This window comes from Acinetobacter sp. AC1-2 (assembly GCF_016124155.1).
In the GTDB taxonomy this organism is placed as follows: Bacteria; Pseudomonadota; Gammaproteobacteria; order Pseudomonadales; family Moraxellaceae; genus Acinetobacter; species Acinetobacter calcoaceticus.
The window spans coordinates 1-21,568 of record NZ_JABFFO010000004.1 but is presented as its reverse complement, the minus strand read 5'-3'; the positions used below and the strand labels follow the sequence as shown (position 1 = coordinate 21,568).

The window sequence follows — 21,568 nt, the reverse complement described above, 5'->3', positions numbered from 1 at the left end:
TTCAGAAAAAATGAAATTAAATAAAAAGTTATTTTAAACAACAACATGGTGGAACTATATATATCTTTTTAATAGGGTTAATAGGGTGATATCATTGTGAATGATTCTTATTTAATTGTTTTTTGCTGAAATGGGAAAGTGGATTGTTTGTATTTTGATACTTCGCGTTTTATAATTCAGTGTCGTTTATAGGTTAGGCATGAGCTGTGCTTGCCTAACAATGCCAGCTTTCCTTGGAATTAATTCAACAAACTCCGGTCGGAGTTTCTACCTACAGGATGCCCGCTGTGAAAAGCAACAGACCTGTCAATTTGTCCATGGGTCAGGTGTTAGCGGTAAATTTACGCTCACCCGTGGCTATTGCATCAATTTTACACCGTTTATCAGGTGTCATCGTTTTCTTATTAGTACCAGTTCTATTATGGATTTTAGATAAATCATTATCTTCACCAGAAGGATTTGACTACGTTAAAAATGTCGTGTTTGGAAATATCCTTGTACGTTTTATCGTTTGGGTATTTGTAGCCGGCCTCTTATTCCACTTTATTGCTGGAGTAAAGCACTTACTTGCAGATTTAGGTTTTGCTGAAGAACTGCAAAGTGGTCGTATAGCAGCGACAATTTCATTGATCTTATCTGTGGTAGCTATTATCGCAGCCTTTGTATGGATTATGTTCTAATGAAAAGTGCTACAGGTTTAACTGGTTCAGGTTCTCGTGATTGGTTTATCCAGCGTGTAAGTGCGGTTGTACTAGCAGCCTATACTGTTGTTCTTTTGGGTTGGATTCTCTGCAAAGGCGGATTTGACTATCAACAATGGGCTGGTTTCATGATGACATTACCAATGAAGATTTTTTCTTTATTGGCAATTTTATCGCTTATCGCACACGCATGGATTGGTATGTGGCAAGTTTTTACTGACTATGTCACTACTCGTCAAATGGGTCCTTCAGCGAAAGGTTTACGCCTTGTACTGACGACGGCTGTCATTATTGCAGTGTTTGTGTACGCAATCTGGGGTATCCAGATTTTCTGGGCGAATTGATAGGAAGACATCATGGGCGCGATAACCCCTAAAGAAGATTATTCAAATATTCAAAACCTCACTTTCGATGCAGTTATCGTTGGTGGTGGTGGTTCTGGTATGCGTGCATCTTACCAACTCGCTCAAGCGGGTTTGAAAGTTGCAGTACTGACTAAAGTTTTCCCGACACGTTCGCACACTGTAGCTGCTCAAGGTGGTATCGGTGCGTCGTTAGGTAATATGCAAGAAGATAACTGGCATTTCCATTTTTACGATACAGTAAAAGGTTCTGACTGGTTAGGTGATCAAGACGCAATTGAATTTATGTGTCGTGAAGCGCCAAAAGTTGTGTATGAACTTGAACACATGGGTATGCCGTTTGACCGTAACGCGGATGGTACAATTTACCAACGTCCGTTCGGTGGTCACTCTGCTAACTATGGTGATAAACCAGTTCCACGTGCTTGTGCAGCTGCGGACCGTACAGGTCATGCATTATTGCATACGCTTTATCAAAGCAACGTGAAAATGGGTACTCAATTCTTCGTTGAGTGGATCGCTCTTGATTTGATCCGTAACGAAGCTGGTGATGTTCTTGGTGTAACAGCGATTGACCAAGAAACTGGTAACATTTCAGTATTCCAAGCAAAAGCGACATTATTTGCTACAGGTGGTGCTGGTCGTGTTTACCGTGCATCAACAAATGCTTATATCAACACTGGTGACGGTCTTGGTATGGCTGCTCGTGCTGGTATTCCATTGCAAGATATGGAGTTCTGGCAATTCCACCCAACGGGTGTTGCGGGCGCTGGTGTATTGTTGACCGAAGGTTGTCGTGGTGAAGGTGCAATCCTTCGTAATAAAGACGGCGAACCGTTCATGGAACGTTATGCACCGACTTTAAAAGACTTGGCTCCACGTGACTTCGTTTCACGTTCTATGGACCAGGAAATTAAAGAAGGTCGTGGTTGTGGTCCAAAAGGTGATTATATCTTACTTGATATGACTCACTTGGGTGCTGAAACAATCATGAAGCGTTTACCATCTGTATTTGAGATTGGTAAAAAATTCGCGAACGTTGATATCACAAAAGAAGCGATTCCTGTAGTACCAACAATCCATTATCAAATGGGTGGTATTCCTACGAATATGCATGGTCAGGTGTGTTTACCTGAAGTGGGTACAGACAACTACACTAAACCTGTAAAAGGTTTCTATGCAATTGGCGAATGTTCTTGTGTATCAGTACATGGTGCAAACCGTTTAGGTACGAACTCACTTCTTGACTTGGTTGTATTTGGTAAAGCTGCTGGTGAGCACATTATCGATTACGTAACTAAGCATCATGGTGATGAATACGCACCACTTCCAACAGATGTATTGGGGCAAACACTAGCTCGTGTACGTAAGTTGGATGACTCAACTTCTGGTGAAAATGCTCAAGAAGTTGCTGATGTAATTCGTGATATCGTTCAAGATCACGCTGGTGTATTCCGTACTCAAGCATTGCTTGATAAGGGTGTAAAAGAGATTCTTGCTCTTGAGCCACGTGTGCGTAATATCCACTTGAAAGATAAATCTAGAGTATTTAACACTGCGCGTGTTGAAGCACTTGAAGTTGAAAACTTGTATGAAGTTGCAAAAGCAACTCTGATTTCAGCTGCTGCGCGTAAAGAGTGTCGTGGTGCGCATACTGTAGTTGATTATGAATTACCAGCTGATCACCCAACTTATTCATACGGTCGCCGTGATGATGAGTGGATGAAACATACGTTATGGTATTCATCAGATAACCGTTTGGAATATAAGCCAGTGCGCTTCAAACCGTTGACTGTTGATGCAATTCCGCCAGCACCACGTACATTCTAATCGGGAGTATAAAGATGAGTAGAGGTACTCGTACATTCGAAATCTACCGCTATGATCCTGATAAGGATAAAGCGCCGTACATGCAAACTTTCAAGCTTGAATTGACTGATAAGCACCGTATGTTGCTTGATGCATTACTTGCATTGAAAGTTCAAGACGAAACGTTAACATTCCGTCGCTCTTGCCGTGAAGGTATTTGTGGTTCAGATGGTGTGAATATCAATGGTAAAAATGGTTTGGCTTGTTTAGAAAACCTGAATGATTTACCAGAGAAAATCGTAATTCGTCCATTACCAGGTTTGCCGGTAGTTAAAGATTTGGTTGTTGATATGAACCAATTCTATGATCAATATGACAAGATTCAGCCATTCTTGATCAATAACCAACCAGCTCCACCTAAAGAGCGTTTACAATCTCCAGAAGAGCGTGAACACTTAAACGGTTTGTATGAATGTATTCTTTGTGCATGTTGTTCAACTTCATGCCCATCATTCTGGTGGAACCCTGACAAGTTCTTGGGTCCTTCAGCATTGTTGAATGCATACCGTTTTATTATTGATTCTCGTGATACTGCTACTGCAGACCGTTTGTCTCGTCTTGACGATCCATTCAGTTTGTTCCGTTGTAAAGGTATTATGAACTGTGTGTCAGTATGTCCTAAAGGTCTAAATCCTACAAAAGCAATCGGTCACATCCGTAATATGCTATTAGATCAAGCGGGTTAATTCTGCACAAATAGAGAGCGCACATCCTTGATGTGCGTTTTTTTTTAACTTTATAATGTAAACTTTAGACTTTGGTCGAAAAAGATGAGGTTTTTATATATTGCACCATATATTAAAAGATAAAATCGCATATGTATTTCGCCAGTTTATAGGTGGTATGTGTCAAAAAAATCAATCGTTCGTTAAGAACATGATACGATTTGCCACAAAGTTATAGGTGAAAAAAGCGTATACTAGTGAAATTAATTTAAGTAGCACGATCTTAGATCTGTGCTTAATTTTTATGGTTAAAGTCATTTTAGAAAAGTTAATTTTAAAGTTAATTTTTCTAAAAAGATTTGCAAAAAATTGCTCGGTTTTAATCGAGTATAAGGTGAGTGATGATGCCATTGAGGGTGTTGTGATTCATTAATTACCTATGGAGTTTCCTCTCTAGGTAGTATGACGCCCCATGGTCTTAAAGACCTGTTGGGTAAGTAGTGCCTTTTTTACCAATTTGGCATTATGCATCATGGGTGTGCTTAAAAGGCAGCCTGTAATATTTTTTGCAATAGGAAATGGGTCCACAAATGCAAGAAGTTGCTGACGCATTGCGTCTTGACACTGAACTTTCCGCTGATAGTGCAGCGTATATTGAAGAACTTTACGAGCAGTACCTGTCTTCCCCAACCTCTGTAGCTGAGGACTGGCGCCAATATTTCGATAAATATCCAAAGGGTGACCAACCACACGGCGCTGTGCGTGAGCAATTCCTATTACTAGGACGTAATGCTAATCGTGTTCAACCTGTTGTACAAAGTACGGTAAGTACTGAGCATGAACGTCGTCAAATTGGCGTTTTACAACTTATTGCTGCTTATCGTAATCGTGGACATCAAAAAGCTAAATTAGATCCATTAGGTCTTGCTAAGCGTGAAGATATTCCTGATTTAGATCTTTCAGCACATGGTTTAACCAAATCAGATTTAGACACAGTATTCAACACAGGCAATCTTGAGATTGGAAAAAGCGAAGCAACGCTTGCTGAAATGATTGAAGCAATGGAAGCAATCTATTGTGGTTCAATCGGTGTTGAATATATGCATATCGTGGACACAAAAGAAAAGCGTTGGATTCAACAACGTCTTGAAAGTGTTCGTGGTCAGCTTAATTTTACAAATGATCAAAAGAAAGGGTTCTTGGAGCGTTTAACCGCTGCAGAAGGGCTTGAAAAATTCCTAGGTAATAAATACGTTGGTGCTAAACGCTTTGGTGTAGAAGGTGGTGAATCTTTTATTCCTATGGTGAATGAAATCATTCAACGTGCTGGTGCTGTTGGTTGTAAAGAAGTTGTTATTGGTATGCCACACCGTGGCCGTTTAAACCTTCTTGTTAATATTATGGGTAAAAACCCTGCGGACTTGTTTGGTGAGTTTGAAGGTAAAGCTATTCATAAGAAAGGTTCTGGCGACGTTAAATACCATCAAGGTTTCTCAAGTAATGTAATGACTCCAGGTGGTGAAGTTCACTTGGCATTAGCATTTAACCCATCTCACTTGGAAATCGTTGGTCCTGTAGTTGAAGGTTCTGTGCGTGCACGTCAAGTGCGTCGTAGAGACATCGGCGGTGATGATGTATTGCCAGTAATTGTTCATGGTGATGCTGCATTTGCAGGTCAAGGTGTGAACATGGAAACCTTCCAGATGTCACAAACTCGTGGCTATACGGTTGGTGGTACTGTACACATTATCGTAAACAACCAAGTTGGTTTTACAACTTCTGATCCACGTGATGCGCGTTCTACTGAATATTGTACTGACGTTGCAAAAATGATTCAGACGCCAATATTCCATGTGAATGGCGATGATCCTGAAGCAGTAATCTTTGCTACTCAATTAGCACATGATTTCCGTCACGAATTCCGTAAAGATGTTGTGCTTGACTTGTTCTGTTACCGTCGTCGTGGTCATAACGAAGCAGATGAGCCATCTGGTACACAACCATTGATGTATCAAGTGATTGCTAAAAAAGCAACAACTCGTACACTCTATTCAGATCAGCTTGTTCAACAAAAAGTAATTGATCGTGCTGAAGCAGACCAAATGGTTGAAGATTACCGTGCAGATTTAGAAGCCGGAAACCATGTGGCAAATGCTTTAGTACTTGAACCAAATACGAAAATGTTTGTTGATTGGACGCCATATTTGGGCCATGACTACACAGACGATTGGGATACTTCATTTGACTTAAATCGCTTAAAAGAATTAGGCGAGGGCATGAGCAAACTTCCGGAAGGATTTGTTATGCAGCGTCAAGTGCAAAAAGTAATTGAAGATCGTGTGAAAATGCAAACTGGTGAAATTGCATTGAACTGGGGCGCTGCTGAAACTTTAGCTTACGCAACCTTGATCGATGAAGATTACCTTGTTCGTATTACTGGTGAAGACGTTGGGCGTGGTACATTCTCACACCGTCATGCAAAATTGCATAATCAGGTAGATGGTTCAACATATATTCCACTTTGCAATGTCAAAGAAAACCAGCCTCGTTTTGCAATTTACGATTCTTTATTATCTGAAGAAGCTGTTCTTGCATTTGAATATGGTTATGCAACTACAATTCCTAAGAGCTTAATTATTTGGGAAGCACAATTTGGTGACTTCGTAAACTGCGCTCAGGTTGTAATTGACCAGTTTATTGCTTCTGGCGAGACTAAGTGGGAACGTGTTTGTGGTTTGACAATGTTGTTACCACACGGTTTCGAAGGTCAAGGCCCAGAGCATTCGTCAGCTCGTTTAGAACGTTTCTTACAGTTATGTGCTGAAGATAACATGCAAGTGATCACTCCAACGACACCTGCACAGATTTTCCATGCATTACGTCGTCAAGCTGTACGCCCAATTCGTAAGCCATTGATCGTAATGTCACCGAAATCTTTACTTCGTCATAAACTTGCTACTTCTACTTTAGAAGAGCTTGCAAATGGTTCATTCCAGACTGTAATTGACGAAATCGATCAAATTAACAAGTCAGATGTAACTCGTCTTGTACTTTGTGGTGGTAAAGTTTATTACGACTTACTCGAAAAACGTCGTGAACAAAACTTAACTAACGTCGCAATTGTACGTATTGAACAGTTATATCCATACCCAGAACAACGTCTTGCGGAAATCTTGGCTGCATATCCAAACGTGAAAGAACTTGTTTGGACACAAGAAGAGCCGAAGAACCAAGGCGCTTGGTTATTTATCGCACCTCGTTTATACGACGATATCTTAAAATCTGGCAAACAAATCCGTATCAGTTTTGCAGGTCGTGAAGCTTCTGCTGCACCAGCTTGTGGCTCACCGTACTTGCATGCAAAACAACAAGCTCAGCTAATTAATGATGCATTGGCAATCGAAGCTGAACAATCAGGAGATTCTCAATAATGGCAACCGAAATTAAAGCACCGGTATTCCCAGAGTCAGTTGCAGATGGAACCATCGCGACTTGGCATAAAAAGGTGGGTGAACCTGTATCACGTGATGAAGTAATCTGTGATATTGAAACCGACAAAGTTGTTTTAGAAGTGGTTGCTCCTGCAGATGGTAGCTTAGTTGCAATCATTAAAGGTGAAGGCGATACAGTTCTTTCTGACGAAGTGATTGCTCAGTTTGAAGCTGGTGCTGGTGCAGCGGCTGCTCCTGCAGTAGAGCAAGCAGTTGCTCAAACTCAAGCTGGTGCAGCTCCTGTTGTTGAGCGCACTGAAGCTGTATCTGGTCAAGCTCCTGCAGTTCGTAAAGCTTTGTCTGAAACTGGTATTGCTGCTGCTGACGTACAAGGTACTGGTCGCGGTGGTCGTATCACTAAAGAAGATGTGGCAAACCATCAAACTAAACCAGCTGCTAACGTTACTCCGTTAAGCGTAGCTGTTGGTGAGCGTATCGAAAAACGCGTTCCAATGACTCGTTTACGTAAGCGTGTAGCTGAGCGTCTTCTTTCTGCAACTCAAGAAACTGCAATGTTAACTACATTTAACGAAGTTAACATGAAGCCAATCATGGAATTGCGTAAGCAATATAAAGATGCGTTTGAAAAACGCCATGGTGCTCGTTTAGGCTTCATGTCATTCTTTGTTAAAGCTGTAACTGAAGCACTTAAGCGCTATCCTGCGGTAAATGCTTCAATTGATGGCGACGATATTGTTTATCATGGTTACTATGACATCGGTGTTGCAGTATCTTCTGATCGTGGTCTTGTTGTTCCAGTATTACGTGATACTGATCGTATGAGCTATGCAGAAGTTGAAGCAGGTATTGGTGCTTATGCTGCTAAAGCGCGCGATGGTAAATTATCTATCGAAGAAATGACTGGTGGTACTTTCACTATCACTAACGGTGGTACTTTCGGTTCATTACTTTCAACTCCAATTTTGAATCAGCCGCAAACTGGTATCTTGGGTATGCACAAAATCCAAGAGCGTCCTATGGCTGTAAATGGTCAAGTTGAAATCTTGCCAATGATGTATTTAGCGCTTTCTTATGACCACCGTATGATCGATGGTAAAGAAGCAGTAGGTTTCTTGGTAGCAATCAAAGAATTGTTAGAAGAACCAGCTAAACTCATCCTTGATCTTTAATTTCTTCGAATAATATTACCGAGATAGAGTGATCCTCTATCTCGGACCATGGAGATAAACAATGTCTCAACAATTTGATCTTGTTGTTATTGGCGGTGGTCCTGGTGGTTATGAAGCTGCAATTCGTGCTGCTCAACTAGGCTTTAAAGTCGCTTGTATCGAAAAACGTATTCACAACGGTAAGCCATCTTTAGGTGGTACATGCTTAAACGTAGGTTGTATCCCTTCTAAAGCATTACTTGACTCTTCACATCGTTATGAAGATACAGTGCATCATTTAGCTGATCACGGTATTACTACAGGTGAAGTGAATTTTGATCTTGCTAAGCTTCTTGCTCGTAAAGACAAAATTGTTGACCAATTAACTGGTGGTATCGATCAATTGCTTAAAGGCAACGGTATTGAATGGTTAAAAGGTACTGGTAAATTACTTGCTGGTAAAAAAGTTGAGTTTGTTTCACACGAAGGTGAGACTCAAGTTTTAGAACCTAAATATGTGATTCTTGCATCTGGTTCTGTACCTGTAAATATTCCTGTAGCTCCTGTAGCTCCTGTAGATCAAGATATTATTGTTGATTCAACTGGCGCATTAAACTTCCCAGAAGTACCTAAACGTTTAGGTGTTATTGGTGCTGGTGTAATCGGTTTAGAGCTTGGTTCTGTTTGGCGTCGTCTTGGTTCTGAAGTTGTTGTATTTGAAGCAATGGATGCATTTTTACCAATGGCTGATAAGGCTTTGGCAAAAGACTACCAAAAACTTTTAACTAAGCAAGGTCTTGATATTCGTATTGGCGCTAAAGTTGCTGGTACTGAAGTTAATGGTCGCGAAGTGACTGTTAAATATACTCAAGGTGGCGAAGAAAAAACTCAGACTTTTGACAAATTAATCGTTTGTGTAGGCCGTAAAGCTTATGCAGAAGGTTTGTTGGCAGACGATTCAGGTATTAAATTGACTGAACGTGGTCTAGTTGAAGTAAACGATTACTGTGCAACTTCTGTAGAAGGTGTATATGCAATTGGTGACTTGGTTCGCGGTCCAATGCTTGCTCATAAAGCAATGGAAGAAGGTGTAATGGCTGTTGAGCGTATCCACGGTCATGCAGCTCAAGTGAACTATGACACAATCATTTCTGTTATCTATACACATCCGGAAGCGGCATGGGTTGGTTTAACTGAAGAACAAGCTAAAGAAAAAGGTCATGAAGTTAAAACTGGTCAATTCGGTTTTGCTGTAAATGGTCGTGCTTTAGCTGCGGGTGAAGGTGCTGGTTTCGTTAAGTTCGTTGCTGATGCAAAAACTGACCGTTTATTAGGTATGCATGTCATTGGACCTGCTGCATCTGATATCGTACACCAAGGTATGATCGCACTTGAATTTGTATCTTCTGTTGAAGACCTTCAGTTAATGACATTTGGTCATCCAACATTCTCTGAAGTTGTTCATGAAGCTGCACTTGCTGTAGATGGTCGTGCAATTCACGCGATTCAACGTAAGCGTAAATAAAATAAAGAGCGGTTCTCCGCTCTTTTTCACATTTGATGGTGTGATTAAAAAAACATCAAGGTGATAGAGGTAGACAGCAATTTGCATATACAACATGAGAATGTTGCGCAAATTGAAGACAACAAACAAAGTTAAGTAGGTAACTAAATGAACTTACATGAGTATCAAGCTAAAGCGTTATTGAAAGAATATGGTATGCCGGTACAAGAAGGTATCTTGGCAACCAATGCAGACGAAGCAGTTGCTGCATTCGAACAGCTTGGTGGTAAATTCGCGGTAATGAAAGCGCAAGTTCATGCTGGTGGTCGTGGTAAGGCTGGTGGCGTTAAAGTTGCAAAATCTAAAGAAGATGTTATCGAATTTGCAAACAACATTATTGGTACTCGTCTTGTAACGTATCAAACTGATGCAAATGGTCAACCAGTAAACAGCATTATTGTTGCTGAAGACGTATACCCAGTTGAGCGTGAGCTTTACTTGGGTGCGGTTGTAGACCGTTCTAGCCGTCGTATTACTTTCATGGCTTCTACAGAAGGTGGTGTAGAAATCGAGAAAGTTGCAGAAGAAACTCCAGAAAAAATTATCAAAGTTGAAGTTGATCCATTAGTTGGCTTACAACCATTCCAAGCGCGTGAAGTTGCGTTTGCTTTAGGTTTGAAAGACAAGCAAATCAGCCAGTTTGTTAAAATTATGGCTGCTGCTTACCAAGCATTTGTAGAAAATGACTTTGCATTATTCGAAATTAACCCACTTTCAGTTCGTGAAAATGGCGATATTTTATGTGTAGATGCAAAAGTTGGTATCGACTCTAACGCGCTTTACCGTTTACCTAAAGTTGCTGCTTTACGTGACAAATCTCAAGAGAATGAGCGTGAATTAAAAGCATCTGAATTTGATCTTAACTATGTTGCTTTAGAAGGTAACATTGGTTGTATGGTTAACGGTGCTGGTCTTGCAATGGCAACTATGGACATCATTAAACTTTATGGTGGTCAGCCTGCAAACTTCCTTGACGTTGGTGGCGGTGCAACTAAAGAACGTGTAATCGAAGCGTTCAAAATCATCCTTGCTGATACATCTGTACAAGGTGTTTTAATTAACATCTTTGGTGGTATCGTACGTTGTGACATGATTGCTGAAGCGATTATTGCAGCGGTTCAAGAAGTAAACGTAACTGTTCCAGTTGTTGTTCGTTTAGAAGGTAACAACGCTGAGTTAGGTGCTAAATTACTTGATGAATCTGGTTTGAAATTAATTTCTGCGAACGGCTTGTCTGATGCCGCAGAAAAAGTTGTAGCTGCAGTTAAAGCGTAAGGGGAGTATCAATCATGAGCGTATTAATTAATAAAGACACTAAAGTATTGGTACAAGGTTTTACTGGTAAAAACGGTACTTTCCACTCTGCACAAGCTTTAGACTACGGTACAAAAGTTGTTGGTGGTGTTACTCCAGGTAAAGGTGGTACAACTCACCTTGACTTGCCAGTATTCAACACAATGAAAGAAGCTGTACGTGAAACAAATGCAGATGCATCTGTAATCTATGTACCAGCTCCATTCGTTTTAGACTCTATCGTTGAAGCGGTTGATTCAGGTGTTGGCCTAATTGTTGTGATCACTGAAGGTGTTCCAACAATCGACATGCTTAAAGCAAAACGCTACTTAGAAACTAACGGTAACGGTACTCGTTTAGTTGGTCCTAACTGCCCAGGCGTGATCACTCCGGGTGAATGTAAGATCGGTATTATGCCTGGTCACATCCACCAACCAGGTCGTATTGGTATCATTTCACGTTCAGGTACATTGACTTATGAAGCTGTTGCTCAAACAACTAAGCTTGGTTTAGGTCAATCTACTTGTATCGGTATTGGTGGTGACCCAATCCCAGGTATGAACCAAATCGAAGCTCTTCAATTGTTCCAAGACGATCCAGATACTGATGCTATCATCATGATCGGTGAGATCGGTGGTACAGCGGAAGAAGAAGCTGCTGAATTCATCAAATCTAACGTGACTAAGCCTGTAGTAGGTTACATTGCTGGTGTAACTGCACCTAAAGGTAAGCGTATGGGTCACGCTGGTGCGATCATTTCTGGCGGTCAAGGTACTGCTGAAGAAAAATTCGCTGCATTTGAACGCGCGGGAATGGCTTACACTCGTAGCCCAGCTGAGCTTGGTTCAACAATGTTGCAAGTTTTAAAAGAGAAAGGTTTAGCTTAATCGCTTTATCCTGAATCTTAAAAAACACCGCATCTGAAAATGATGCGGTGTTTTTTTATCTATAAATCAAAAATAAAATTTCTAAACAAGACAAAATAAAATGTTTAAGCAAAAAAATACGCAATGATTGGGGTGATCATTGCGTAGAACAACGAATCTGTAAAAACAGTTTCGGTTTAAGGAGAAATGTCGTGAGGTTCATATAATGTAACCTACATAACAAATAATAGAGATAGTTAAGAAATTCTTCATCGCTATTAGCGTTAATAAGTGTTACTTCACGTTAATAGGGTAAAAGCATGTGAATGATAGTGGATACATTAGTAATTCTAAAAAATTAATACTATGGATTAAATAAGCATAAAAAAAGCCCCGAAGGGCTTTTAGTTATAAATAGCATTAGAATTTAAATAATCCTAAGCCATCTTTAACTTCATCTAAGGTCTGTTGAGTAATAAGACGGCATTTATCTGTACCTTGACGTAAAACATCCATAATGTAGTCAGGATCTTTAGCAAGTTCTTCACGACGTTCACGGATAGGGCTAATCAATTCTTTCAAAACACCTTCAAGACGTTTTTTAACAGTTCCATCACCTAGACCGCCGCGACGATAATGCGCTTTTAATTCTTCAACTTCTTCTTTATTTGGATCAAATGCATCTAAATAAGTAAATACAATGTTTCCTTCAACCTGACCTGGATCTTCAATACGAAGATGATTTGGATCGGTATACATTGCATTTACAGCTTTTTTGATGTCTTTATCAGAAGCATTTAAAACAATGGTATTGCCTAATGATTTAGACATTTTTGCCTTGCCATCAAAACCAGGTAAGCGTGCCATATTTGAAAGCAAAGCTTTACATTCAGGTAAAAGGTCTTGGCCAATTTGACGATTTATTCGACGTACAATTTCATTGGTTTGTTCAATCATTGGAATCTGATCTTCACCCACTGGAACCACAGTCGCTTTGAAAGCAGTAATGTCAGCAGCTTGTGCAACAGGGTAGCAGAGGAAACCAGCCGGAATGTCACGCTCGAAACCGCGCATTTGAATTTCAGACTTAATGGTCGGGTTACGTTCTAAGCGTGCAACCGTCACGAAGTTAAGATAGAGCATGGTGAGCTCATTCAGTGCTGGCAAGCATGATTGTACGCAAATCGTGGTTTTTGTTGGATCAATGCCTACAGCTAAATAATCTAGAGCAACTTCCAAAATATTGCGACGGACTTTATCTGGATTATCTGCATTGTCTGTTAATGCTTGAGCATCTGCTAATAAGAGATGTTGATGATGGCTATCCTGTAAACCTACACGAGAACGCAAAGAACCGACAAAATGCCCAAGATGAAGTTGTCCGGTTGGGCGGTCGCCTGTCAAAATAATTGGACGCTGATCAACATTACTCATTATTTATTCCACTGTCTTATTGGCTTAATCAGGGGTAGTAAGCCCTGCAATATAAAAGATTGGCATTATTGTACGGGAAATAAAAAAAATTCGTCAGCGATTGGGTAAACTTTTCTTAAAATAATATTGTGAATTTATTCAGTAAAATTACAGAAATTCAAAAAAATCATCTTACAATAGCGTAATAAATACAAACTTGGATAAGAAATGGCAAGTGGCTTACTTTTATTACTAGATGATATTGCAACAATTTTAGATGACGTTGCTTTAATGAGCAAAATGGCAGCAAAGAAAACTGCCGGAGTTTTAGGTGACGATTTAGCCTTGAATGCTCAGCAAGTCACAGGTGTTCGTGCAGATCGTGAGCTTCCTATTGTTTGGAAAGTGGCTAAAGGCTCATTTGTTAATAAACTTATTTTAGTTCCTTTAGCATTATTAATTAGTGTGGTTGCACCTTGGCTCATTAACCCTTTGTTAATGCTAGGTGGCTTATTTTTATGTTATGAGGGAGTGGAAAAAGTTATTCATACCATTATGCATAAAAAGTCCTCTACTCCTGAGGAGGCCAAAGCAGAGTTTGAAAATGAAGAATTAGACTTAGCAACATTTGAAAAAGATAAAATCAAAGGTGCTGTTCGCACAGACTTTATTTTATCTGCAGAAATTGTTGTGATCTCTCTGGGTACCGTTGCTACTGCTACCTTAATGACTAAAGTAAGTGTACTCAGCATTATTGCAGTTGTGATGACAATTGGTGTTTATGGCTTGGTTGCCATGATTGTTAAGATTGATGATCTTGGATTATATCTAACAGATCAAACAGCATCTTTTAAGCAGACTTTAGGTCGTGGCTTGCTCGCATTTGCACCTGTTTTGATGAAGTTACTTTCTATTGTCGGCACTATTGCAATGTTTTTGGTAGGGGGAGGGATCATTAATCATACTATTCCTTTACTACATCATTTAACTGAAAATACAGTGGACCATGTTGAGACTATACCAGCGGTAGGAAATATCATTGGTGCTTTAACACCGACACTGGTTAACTTTGTAATAGGACTGGTTGCTGGTGCAATTGTTTTATTAATTGTGAGCTTAATACAAAAAATGTGGCCAAAAAAAGCATCGGGTTCATGATGCCATTCTAAAATAAGAGGGAAATTATGCGCTGGAAAGGTCGTCGAATTAGTACCAATGTTGAAGATCGTCGAGGTGGTGGCGGTGTTAGAGCAGGTGGTATCAGCATTATTGGTTTGGTTGTTGCATTTGTTGCGTGGAAGTTTTTTGGGGTTGATCCACAACAAGCTTATCAGGCAACTCAGCAGGTCACTGCATCACAACAGTCAAATGCAACTGCACCAGAAAGTTTAACAGCCGAGCAAAAAGAAGCCTCTGATTTTGTTGGAACTGTTTTGGCTGATACAGAGGATACGTGGACTCCTATATTTAAACAGTTAGGTAAAACATATACGCCGCCAAGATTAGTATTGTTTAGTGGAATGATTCAGTCTGGGTGTGGTACTGCGCAATCTGCAATGGGGCCATTTTATTGTCCGGCAGACCAGAAGGTTTATATCGATACAGAATTCTTTAAAGATATGCGTCAGCAAATGGGGATTTCTGGTGAGCAAAATCAATCTGAACTTTCCAGACAAGATCAGGCAGGCGATTTTGCTCAAGCTTATGTTGTTGCACATGAGGTAGGGCATCATGTTCAAACCTTGCTTGGTATTTCTTCACAAGTACAACAAGCCCGTGCACAAGTGAGCCAAAGAGAAGGTAATCAATTATCTGTTCGCCAAGAGTTGCAAGCTGATTGTTTGGCTGGTATTTGGGCGAGTCATAATCAGCAACGTACTCAATTTTTAGAGCAAGGTGACATTGAAGAAGCGATGGATGCTGCTCAAAAAATTGGAGATGATTATTTACAGAAGCGCTCTACTGGTCAGGTTGTTCCAGATAGCTTTACTCATGGTAGTAGTGAACAGCGAATGCACTGGTTTCAGGTCGGTTTAAAAACTGGCGATATTAACCAATGTGATACTTTTAATAATCCAGTTTAAGATTCTATAGGGTGAGTCTTGTTAAACATATTTAAGAAGCTCATCCATTTTTCTTTAGATCATAACTATAAATAATGTTAAGAAATTTAACAGAGTGATAGATTGTTCAATCAATTCGTTAAACTTGTGTCCTAGTTTTTGTTTTTAAGATTATGGCATTGTTAATGCCAGCTTTTTTGTTCAGTTTGGTCGATCTAGCAAAGTTTCTTTTATTTGGTCGTTGACCCAGAAGAAGGGTATTCATGGGTAATTTTTTTCTACTACAAGCACTTACAGTGGTTTTTGCGCTCTCAATAGCCACCACGATTTTTAATAAGCGTATTTTGGGCTTTCCACAGGCTATTGGTGTACCTCTGGTTTCGGCAATTTTTGTCTTTATTTTGCAATGGGGGGCTAGTCTGTTAAATGGTAACGAATTTATTACCATCAATATCCACCATATTGAGGAAGTAGTACGCAATATCGACTTTTACGATTTTTTAATTAATGGGGTGATCTGTTTTATTCTAACTTCTTCAGCACTTAAATTTAAAATTTCTGATTTAAGGAGTTACTGGAAGCAAATCAGTATTTTGGCCACCATTGCATTAGTCATTTGCGCCGTTTTATTTGGTGGATTGCTCTATGGGTTCCAACTACTGGTTGGATATCATGTGCCAATTTTGGTGCTTTTACTTTTAGGTGCAGCTTTAGGGGCAACAGACCCTATTGGTATTAAAGGTGTACTTAGTTCGATTCGTGCCCCGCATCATTTGATTGTTAAGCTAGAAGGCGAGTCACTATTTAATGATGCAATGTGTATTGCATTGTTTATGACCTTGCTTAATGTTTTACAGGGTGAACATTTTTCGTTGATAGCGACACTAGAAGCTTTACTCTATGAAATTGTTGTTGCAGTCGGGATTGGTTGGGCATTTGGGGTAGGGGTGTTACGTCTATTACGTGGTAAACACGAAATGGAGTCTCTGATTTTAACAACAGCTTTGCTCGCGAGTGGAGCATATTTGGTTGCTTTGTTTGCACATGCATCAGCACCTATTGCTTGTGTAATTGGCGGTTTAATTGTTGGAAACAAATGGAAAGAAATACGAGAAGAGCGAGAGATTCAAGAAGTTAATCATTTTTGGCATACCGTAGAAGGAATCATCAACTCATTCCTGTTTACTTTAATTGGCTTAGAGTTATTTATTCTTGATTTAAACTTTAGCCTAATTTTAGGTGGTATTGTTGCATTCTTTATACTTCATATCTCTCGTTTTGCTGCCAACTTTATGGCTTTTGCCTTTTTCCCGAACATGCGGAAAATGAAAAGTTATAATGGTAGTCTAACGATTCTATCTTGGGGTGGGGTACGAGGCGGAATTTCACTTGCATTGATTTTGGCAGTTGCCAATATTCCCGCATTAAGTCCATATAGTAGTATCCTGATTGGCTATACTTTTATTAGTGTGTTGTTGTCAGGCATTGTATGTGGTCTGGGTCTGCCTGCTGTGATGAATGCTTTCTATTACAATCCGAATGAAGAAACCGAAGGACTAAAAGGTCTATATCAAAGATTGTGTCATAAGATGAATCGGAGAGGCTTTCAATATATTGTTGGAGAGGATGCACTGGGTAGAGAAACGATTACCGTTTTTAATCCGGATATTCTGGTAGACCAAAAAACTGAAGATGGAATTGCAACAATGCATGACCCAAATAAGTTACAAGAAGTAAAACGATTTGAGAGTCCTGATAATTTCTAAATATTTGCAGTTTTAAATTTTATAAGATATTTAAAAATTAGGTTTTAGTGTAATAGTAAAATATTACCTAAAGCCTTTTTTTTCTATATATATCATTAATGATATATTTTATTTTATTAAGATATTAATAATTGTTATATGAATATTTTAATTAAATGACATTTCAACAAATGGTAAATAATAAAATAAGAAATTTGTTTTATATATAAAACATTTAACGCAATTTTTCATTAAATTAACACAAGAAAAACTTAAAGAAGACTTATATATAATTTGTATTAATTAAAATTTTTTCTGTAGGTACTTTAGTATTTGTTTTTTTTATTTTAAAGTGGTTAATGTAAAAATGATCACATTACTTAATGTTTTTAAGTTGTAGGTCAAAAACTTGAAAACATTAAGTAAAAAGAATTATACATAAAATCATTTAAATCAATAATATAAAAGGAATACAGATATGCCTGAAATACAAATAATTGCCAAGGATAGTCACGACACCTTGTCAACCATCAAGGGAACTTCCGCATCGCTTACAGAAGCGTCGGTGGTATTAGTAAAAGTGGCTGCCAGTGATGTATTGGTAGTGAATAGGGAGGGAACCAATGCAGTCATTCGCCTGAAAAATGGCGAGACAATTGTTATTGAAGGCTTTTTTAGTGGAACAGCTGAGCCTAAAGATAACAGCCTTGTTTTTCAAGACGAAAATGGACAGTTAATCTGGGCAAAATTCAAAGATGCTGAAAATGATGCAGACGCGGATGCTGATGCCGATGCTGATGCCGACAGTGATGTTGAACCACAAGCACTCGTAGCTGAAGATTTACCCGCGGCTTTACCTGCAGAGGCACCACAAGAGCTGGTGTCTGATGTTATTTATCAGCCTATTTCTTCAATTGAACCATTGCTTTATCACGATGGTGGCATAAACCCATGGTTATGGGCTATTCCATTAGTTGCGGGTGGTATTATCGCAGCAGCATCAAACAGTGATAGCAATGATGACGACTCTTCAACACCTACCGACACAACACCACCAAATACAGATGGCGTTACTTTCTCGGTTAATCCAGTTACATCTGATAATGTAATTAATGCATCAGAGGCAGCAGGTAATGTCACGATTACTGGTATTTTGAAAAACATTCCAGCAGATGCGGCAAATACTGTAGTAACCGTTGTAATCAATGGTCAAGAGTACACCGCAATTGTAGACAAGGTTGCAGGTACTTGGAGTGTAAGCGTACCAGGTAGCGGTTTAGCTGCAGATGCAGATAAAACTATTGATGCGACTGTAACGTTTACAGATGCGGCAGGTAATAGCAGCACTGTTAAAGATACGCAAACTTATACAGTTGATACCACTGCACCAAATGCGCCAGTGATTGACCCGGTGAACGGGGTAGACCCGATTACGGGTACAGCAGAACCTGGTTCAACAGTAACAGTGACTTATCCGGACGGTAGCACAGCAAGTGTAGTTGCAGGTACAGATGGTACTTGGACTGTACCAAATCCAGGTTTAAATGATGGCGATGAAGTTGAAGCGATTGCTACAGACCCAGCAGGTAATCCGTCATTACCTGGTACAGCTATTGTTGATGCAGTTGGTCCGAATACAGATGGTGTTAATTTTGCAGTTGACTCTGTCACAGCGGACAACTTGATTAATGCCTCAGAAGCAGCTGGTAACGTTACGATTACCGGTGTTCTCAAAAACGTTCCGGCAGATGCGGCGAATACAGCCGTTACAGTTGTTATTAACGGGGTGACTTATACTGCAACTGTAGATAGTACAGCGGGTACATGGACAGTAAGTGTACCGGGCAGTGGCTTAACAGCAGATGCAGATAAAACCATTGATGCGAAAGTAACGTTTACAGATGCGGCAGGTAATAGCAGTACTGTTAACGACACACAAACATATACAGTTGATACCACAGCACCAGCAGCACCAGTGATTGACCTGGTTAACGGAACAGATCCAATTACAGGTACAGCAGAACCTGGTTCAACAGTGACCGTAACTTATCCTGATGGCAGTACAGCAAGTGTAGTTGCAGGACCGGATGGTAACTGGACTGTGCCAAATCCAGGTCTTAATGATGGCGATGAAGTTGAAGCGATTGCTACAGACCCTGCAGGCAACCCATCATTGCCGGGCACAGCTATTGTTGATGCAGTTGGTCCGAATACAGATGGTGTTAACTTTGCAGTTGACTCTGTCACAGCGGACAACGTGATTAATGCCTCAGAAGCAGCTGGTAACGTTACGATTACTGGTGTTCTTAAAGATATTCCTGCAGATGCGGCGAATACAGCCGTTACTGTTGTTATTAACGGGGTGACTTATACTGCAACTGTAGATAGTACAGCGGGTACATGGACAGTAAGTGTACCGGGCAGTGGCTTAACAGCAGATGCAGATAAAACCATTGATGCGAAAGTAACGTTTACAGATGCGGCAGGTAATAGCAGCACTGTTAACGATACACAAACATATACAGTTGATACCACAGCGCCAGCAGCACCAGTGATTGACCCGGTTAACGGAACAGATCCAATTACAGGTACAGCAGAACCTGGTTCAACAGTGACCGTAACTTATCCTGATGGCAGTACAGCAAGTGTAGTTGCAGGACCGGATGGTAACTGGACTGTGCCAAATCCAGGTCTTAATGATGGCGATGAAGTTGAAGCGATTGCTACAGACCCTGCAGGCAACCCATCATTGCCGGGCACAGCTATTGTTGATGCAGTTGGTCCAAATACAGATGGTGTTAACTTTGCAGTTGACTCTGTCACAGCGGACAACGTGATTAATGCCTCAGAAGAAGCTGGTAACGTTACGATTACTGGTGTTCTTAAAGATATTCCTGCAGATGCGGCGAATACAGCCGTTACTGTTGTTATTAATGGAGTGACTTATACTGCAACTGTAGATAGTACAGCGGGTACATGGACAGTAAGTGTACCGGGTAGTGGCTTAACGGCAGATGCAGATAAAACCATTGATGCGAAAGTGACGTTTACAGATGCGGCAGGTAATAGCAGTACTGTCAACGATGCACAAACTTATACAGTTGATACCATAGCACCGAATGCACCAGTGATTGACCCGGTTAACGGAACAGATCCAATTACTGGTACAGCAGAGCCTGGTTCAACAGTGACTGTCAGCTTTCCTTTCCCTGAGGGTGCGACTGCAACAGTTGTGGCAGGTCCAGATGGCAGTTGGACGGTACCAAACCCAGGCACCCTGGCGGATTACGAAACGGTGACTGCAACAGCAACAGATCCTGCCGGCAATACATCGGGACCGGGAACAGCTATGGTGGATACCATTGCACCACCAGAACCTGAGGTTGATCCAGTTAATGGTAGGGATCCAATCACAGGCTGGACATCAGAACCTGGGGCGATAGTGACTGTAAGCTTCCCTGACGGTACGACAGCAACAGTGGTTGCAGGACCGGACGGCACATGGTCAGTACCAAACCCTGGCCTTAATGATGGAGATATAATAACTGCAACAGTGACAGATCAAGCAAATAACACTTCAGCACCTGCAACAAGGATTGTTGATGCGCTTGCGCCGACAGTCGCTCTTAATGATCTATTGACCAACGACAGTACTCCAGCGTTAACCGGTACAGTGAATGATTTTAATGCTACTGTGGTTGTGAATGTGGATGGTGTTGATTACCCAGCGACGAACAACGGTGACGGCACCTGGACGCTTGCAGACAATACCTTGCCTGCACTCACCGATGGTCCACACACGATTACTGTGACTGCAACAGATGCAGCAGGTAATGTCGGTACAGACACCGCTGTGGTAACAGTAGATACCACTGCACCAAATGCACCAGTACTTGATCCAATCAATGCCACTGACCCAGTGAGCGGTACAGCAGAACCTGGTTCAACAGTGACAGTCAGCTTCCCGGACGGTACAACAGCAACTGTAGTTGCAGGTACAGATGGTAGCTGGTCAGTACCAAACCCAGGTGACTTGACTGACGGTCAAACCGTAACAGCAACAGCGACTGACCCTGCAGGCAATACTTCATTGCCAGGTTCAGGGGTGGTGTCTGCGGACATCACGCCACCAGTGGTCGCGCTTGATGATGTGTTAACCAATGACAGCACACCTGCACTCACCGGTACAGTCAATGATCCGACTGCAACAGTGGTGGTGAATGTAGATGGCACTGACTACCCGGCAGTAAACAATGGTGATGGCACCTGGAGTCTTGCAGACAATACCTTGCCTGTATTAACTGATGGTCCACACACCATTACTGTGACTGCAACAGATGCAGCAGGTAATGTCGGTACAGACACCGCTGTGGTGACGATTGATACGGTTGCACCAAATGCACCAGTACTTGATCCGATCAATGCCA

At 40.8% G+C, this 21,568-nt stretch carries 15 protein-coding genes; 14 read left to right on the top strand and 1 reads right to left on the bottom strand.

The features are described from left to right. Positions 1-278: 278 nt before the first annotated feature. The 10 genes from sdhC (at position 279) to sucD (ending at position 11,941) form a co-directional block, all read left to right on the top strand. Positions 279-680 carry a succinate dehydrogenase, cytochrome b556 subunit gene (gene sdhC / locus HL290_RS13525; protein WP_003655453.1) on the top strand — a complete coding sequence of 134 codons (402 nt, stop codon included), beginning with the start codon at positions 279-281 and terminating at the stop codon, positions 678-680. Beyond that, entirely contained in the window at positions 680-1,045 is a 366-nt protein-coding gene (sdhD, locus tag HL290_RS13520; protein ID WP_003655454.1) for a succinate dehydrogenase, hydrophobic membrane anchor protein, read from the top strand. The genes sdhC and sdhD overlap by 1 nt, the downstream gene beginning before the upstream one ends. Before the next feature lie 12 nt (positions 1,046-1,057). Next, positions 1,058-2,893, top strand: a complete 1,836-nt coding sequence (gene sdhA, locus HL290_RS13515) for a succinate dehydrogenase flavoprotein subunit (RefSeq protein WP_003655456.1) — start codon at positions 1,058-1,060, stop codon at positions 2,891-2,893. Between the two features lie 14 nt (positions 2,894-2,907). After that, positions 2,908-3,618, top strand: a complete 711-nt coding sequence (locus tag HL290_RS13510; protein WP_003655458.1) for a succinate dehydrogenase iron-sulfur subunit — start codon at positions 2,908-2,910, stop codon at positions 3,616-3,618. 283 nt (positions 3,619-3,901) lie between these two features. After that, on the top strand, positions 3,902-4,030 hold the full coding sequence (locus tag HL290_RS13505) for a hypothetical protein (RefSeq protein ID WP_002116082.1): 129 nt from the start codon (positions 3,902-3,904) through the stop codon (positions 4,028-4,030). Positions 4,031-4,187: 157 nt separating this feature from the next. Further along, on the top strand, positions 4,188-7,028 hold the full coding sequence (locus HL290_RS13495; RefSeq protein ID WP_004639167.1) for a 2-oxoglutarate dehydrogenase E1 component: 2,841 nt from the start codon (positions 4,188-4,190) through the stop codon (positions 7,026-7,028). Further along, entirely contained in the window at positions 7,028-8,218 is a 1,191-nt protein-coding gene (gene odhB / locus HL290_RS13490; protein WP_003655463.1) for a 2-oxoglutarate dehydrogenase complex dihydrolipoyllysine-residue succinyltransferase, read from the top strand. Before HL290_RS13495 ends, odhB begins: the two co-directional genes overlap by 1 nt. A gap of 61 nt (positions 8,219-8,279) precedes the next feature. Next, positions 8,280-9,722 (top strand): dihydrolipoyl dehydrogenase, encoded by a 1,443-nt coding sequence (gene lpdA, locus HL290_RS13485; protein WP_198496741.1) that lies wholly within the window; start codon positions 8,280-8,282, stop codon positions 9,720-9,722. A 147-nt stretch (positions 9,723-9,869) separates the two neighbouring features. Beyond that, a complete protein-coding gene (gene sucC / locus HL290_RS13480) occupies positions 9,870-11,036 on the top strand; it encodes an ADP-forming succinate--CoA ligase subunit beta (RefSeq protein ID WP_003655470.1) in 1,167 nt (388 codons plus the stop codon). A gap of 14 nt (positions 11,037-11,050) precedes the next feature. Continuing rightward, complete coding sequence (gene sucD / locus HL290_RS13475) at positions 11,051-11,941, top strand: succinate--CoA ligase subunit alpha (protein ID WP_003655479.1); 891 nt, start codon at positions 11,051-11,053, stop codon at positions 11,939-11,941. A 399-nt stretch (positions 11,942-12,340) separates the two neighbouring features. Here sucD and trpS read toward each other — a convergent pair whose 3' ends face one another. Beyond that, entirely contained in the window at positions 12,341-13,354 is a 1,014-nt protein-coding gene (gene trpS, locus HL290_RS13470) for a tryptophan--tRNA ligase (protein ID WP_016137032.1), read from the bottom strand. 207 nt (positions 13,355-13,561) lie between these two features. Between trpS and HL290_RS13465 the strand changes: the two genes are divergently transcribed. From HL290_RS13465 to HL290_RS13450, 4 genes are all read left to right on the top strand, one after another. Continuing rightward, positions 13,562-14,491, top strand: a complete 930-nt coding sequence (locus tag HL290_RS13465; protein ID WP_198496740.1) for a DUF808 domain-containing protein — start codon at positions 13,562-13,564, stop codon at positions 14,489-14,491. 26 nt (positions 14,492-14,517) lie between these two features. Beyond that, positions 14,518-15,417, top strand: coding sequence for a neutral zinc metallopeptidase (locus tag HL290_RS13460; protein WP_198496739.1), 900 nt, complete (start codon positions 14,518-14,520; stop codon positions 15,415-15,417). 242 nt (positions 15,418-15,659) lie between these two features. After that, a complete protein-coding gene (locus tag HL290_RS13455) occupies positions 15,660-17,162 on the top strand; it encodes a cation:proton antiporter (RefSeq protein ID WP_004639176.1) in 1,503 nt (500 codons plus the stop codon). Between the two features lie 457 nt (positions 17,163-17,619). Then, a partial coding sequence (locus HL290_RS13450) for an Ig-like domain-containing protein (RefSeq protein WP_198496738.1) occupies positions 17,620-21,568 on the top strand: 3,949 nt, incomplete at its 3' end.

Coding starts and splice junctions, on each gene's coding strand:
- sdhA (WP_003655456.1), top strand. CDS start 1,058: ATGGGCGCGATAACCCCTAAAGAAGATTATTCAAATATTCAAAACCTC.
- HL290_RS13510 (WP_003655458.1), top strand. CDS start 2,908: ATGAGTAGAGGTACTCGTACATTCGAAATCTACCGCTATGATCCTGAT.
- sucD (WP_003655479.1), top strand. CDS start 11,051: ATGAGCGTATTAATTAATAAAGACACTAAAGTATTGGTACAAGGTTTT.
- HL290_RS13455 (WP_004639176.1), top strand. CDS start 15,660: ATGGGTAATTTTTTTCTACTACAAGCACTTACAGTGGTTTTTGCGCTC.
- HL290_RS13495 (WP_004639167.1), top strand. CDS start 4,188: ATGCAAGAAGTTGCTGACGCATTGCGTCTTGACACTGAACTTTCCGCT.
- odhB (WP_003655463.1), top strand. CDS start 7,028: ATGGCAACCGAAATTAAAGCACCGGTATTCCCAGAGTCAGTTGCAGAT.
- HL290_RS13465 (WP_198496740.1), top strand. CDS start 13,562: ATGGCAAGTGGCTTACTTTTATTACTAGATGATATTGCAACAATTTTA.
- sdhD (WP_003655454.1), top strand. CDS start 680: ATGAAAAGTGCTACAGGTTTAACTGGTTCAGGTTCTCGTGATTGGTTT.
- HL290_RS13460 (WP_198496739.1), top strand. CDS start 14,518: ATGCGCTGGAAAGGTCGTCGAATTAGTACCAATGTTGAAGATCGTCGA.
- sdhC (WP_003655453.1), top strand. CDS start 279: ATGCCCGCTGTGAAAAGCAACAGACCTGTCAATTTGTCCATGGGTCAG.
- HL290_RS13505 (WP_002116082.1), top strand. CDS start 3,902: ATGGTTAAAGTCATTTTAGAAAAGTTAATTTTAAAGTTAATTTTTCTA.
- sucC (WP_003655470.1), top strand. CDS start 9,870: ATGAACTTACATGAGTATCAAGCTAAAGCGTTATTGAAAGAATATGGT.
- trpS (WP_016137032.1), bottom strand. CDS start 13,354: ATGAGTAATGTTGATCAGCGTCCAATTATTTTGACAGGCGACCGCCCA.
- lpdA (WP_198496741.1), top strand. CDS start 8,280: ATGTCTCAACAATTTGATCTTGTTGTTATTGGCGGTGGTCCTGGTGGT.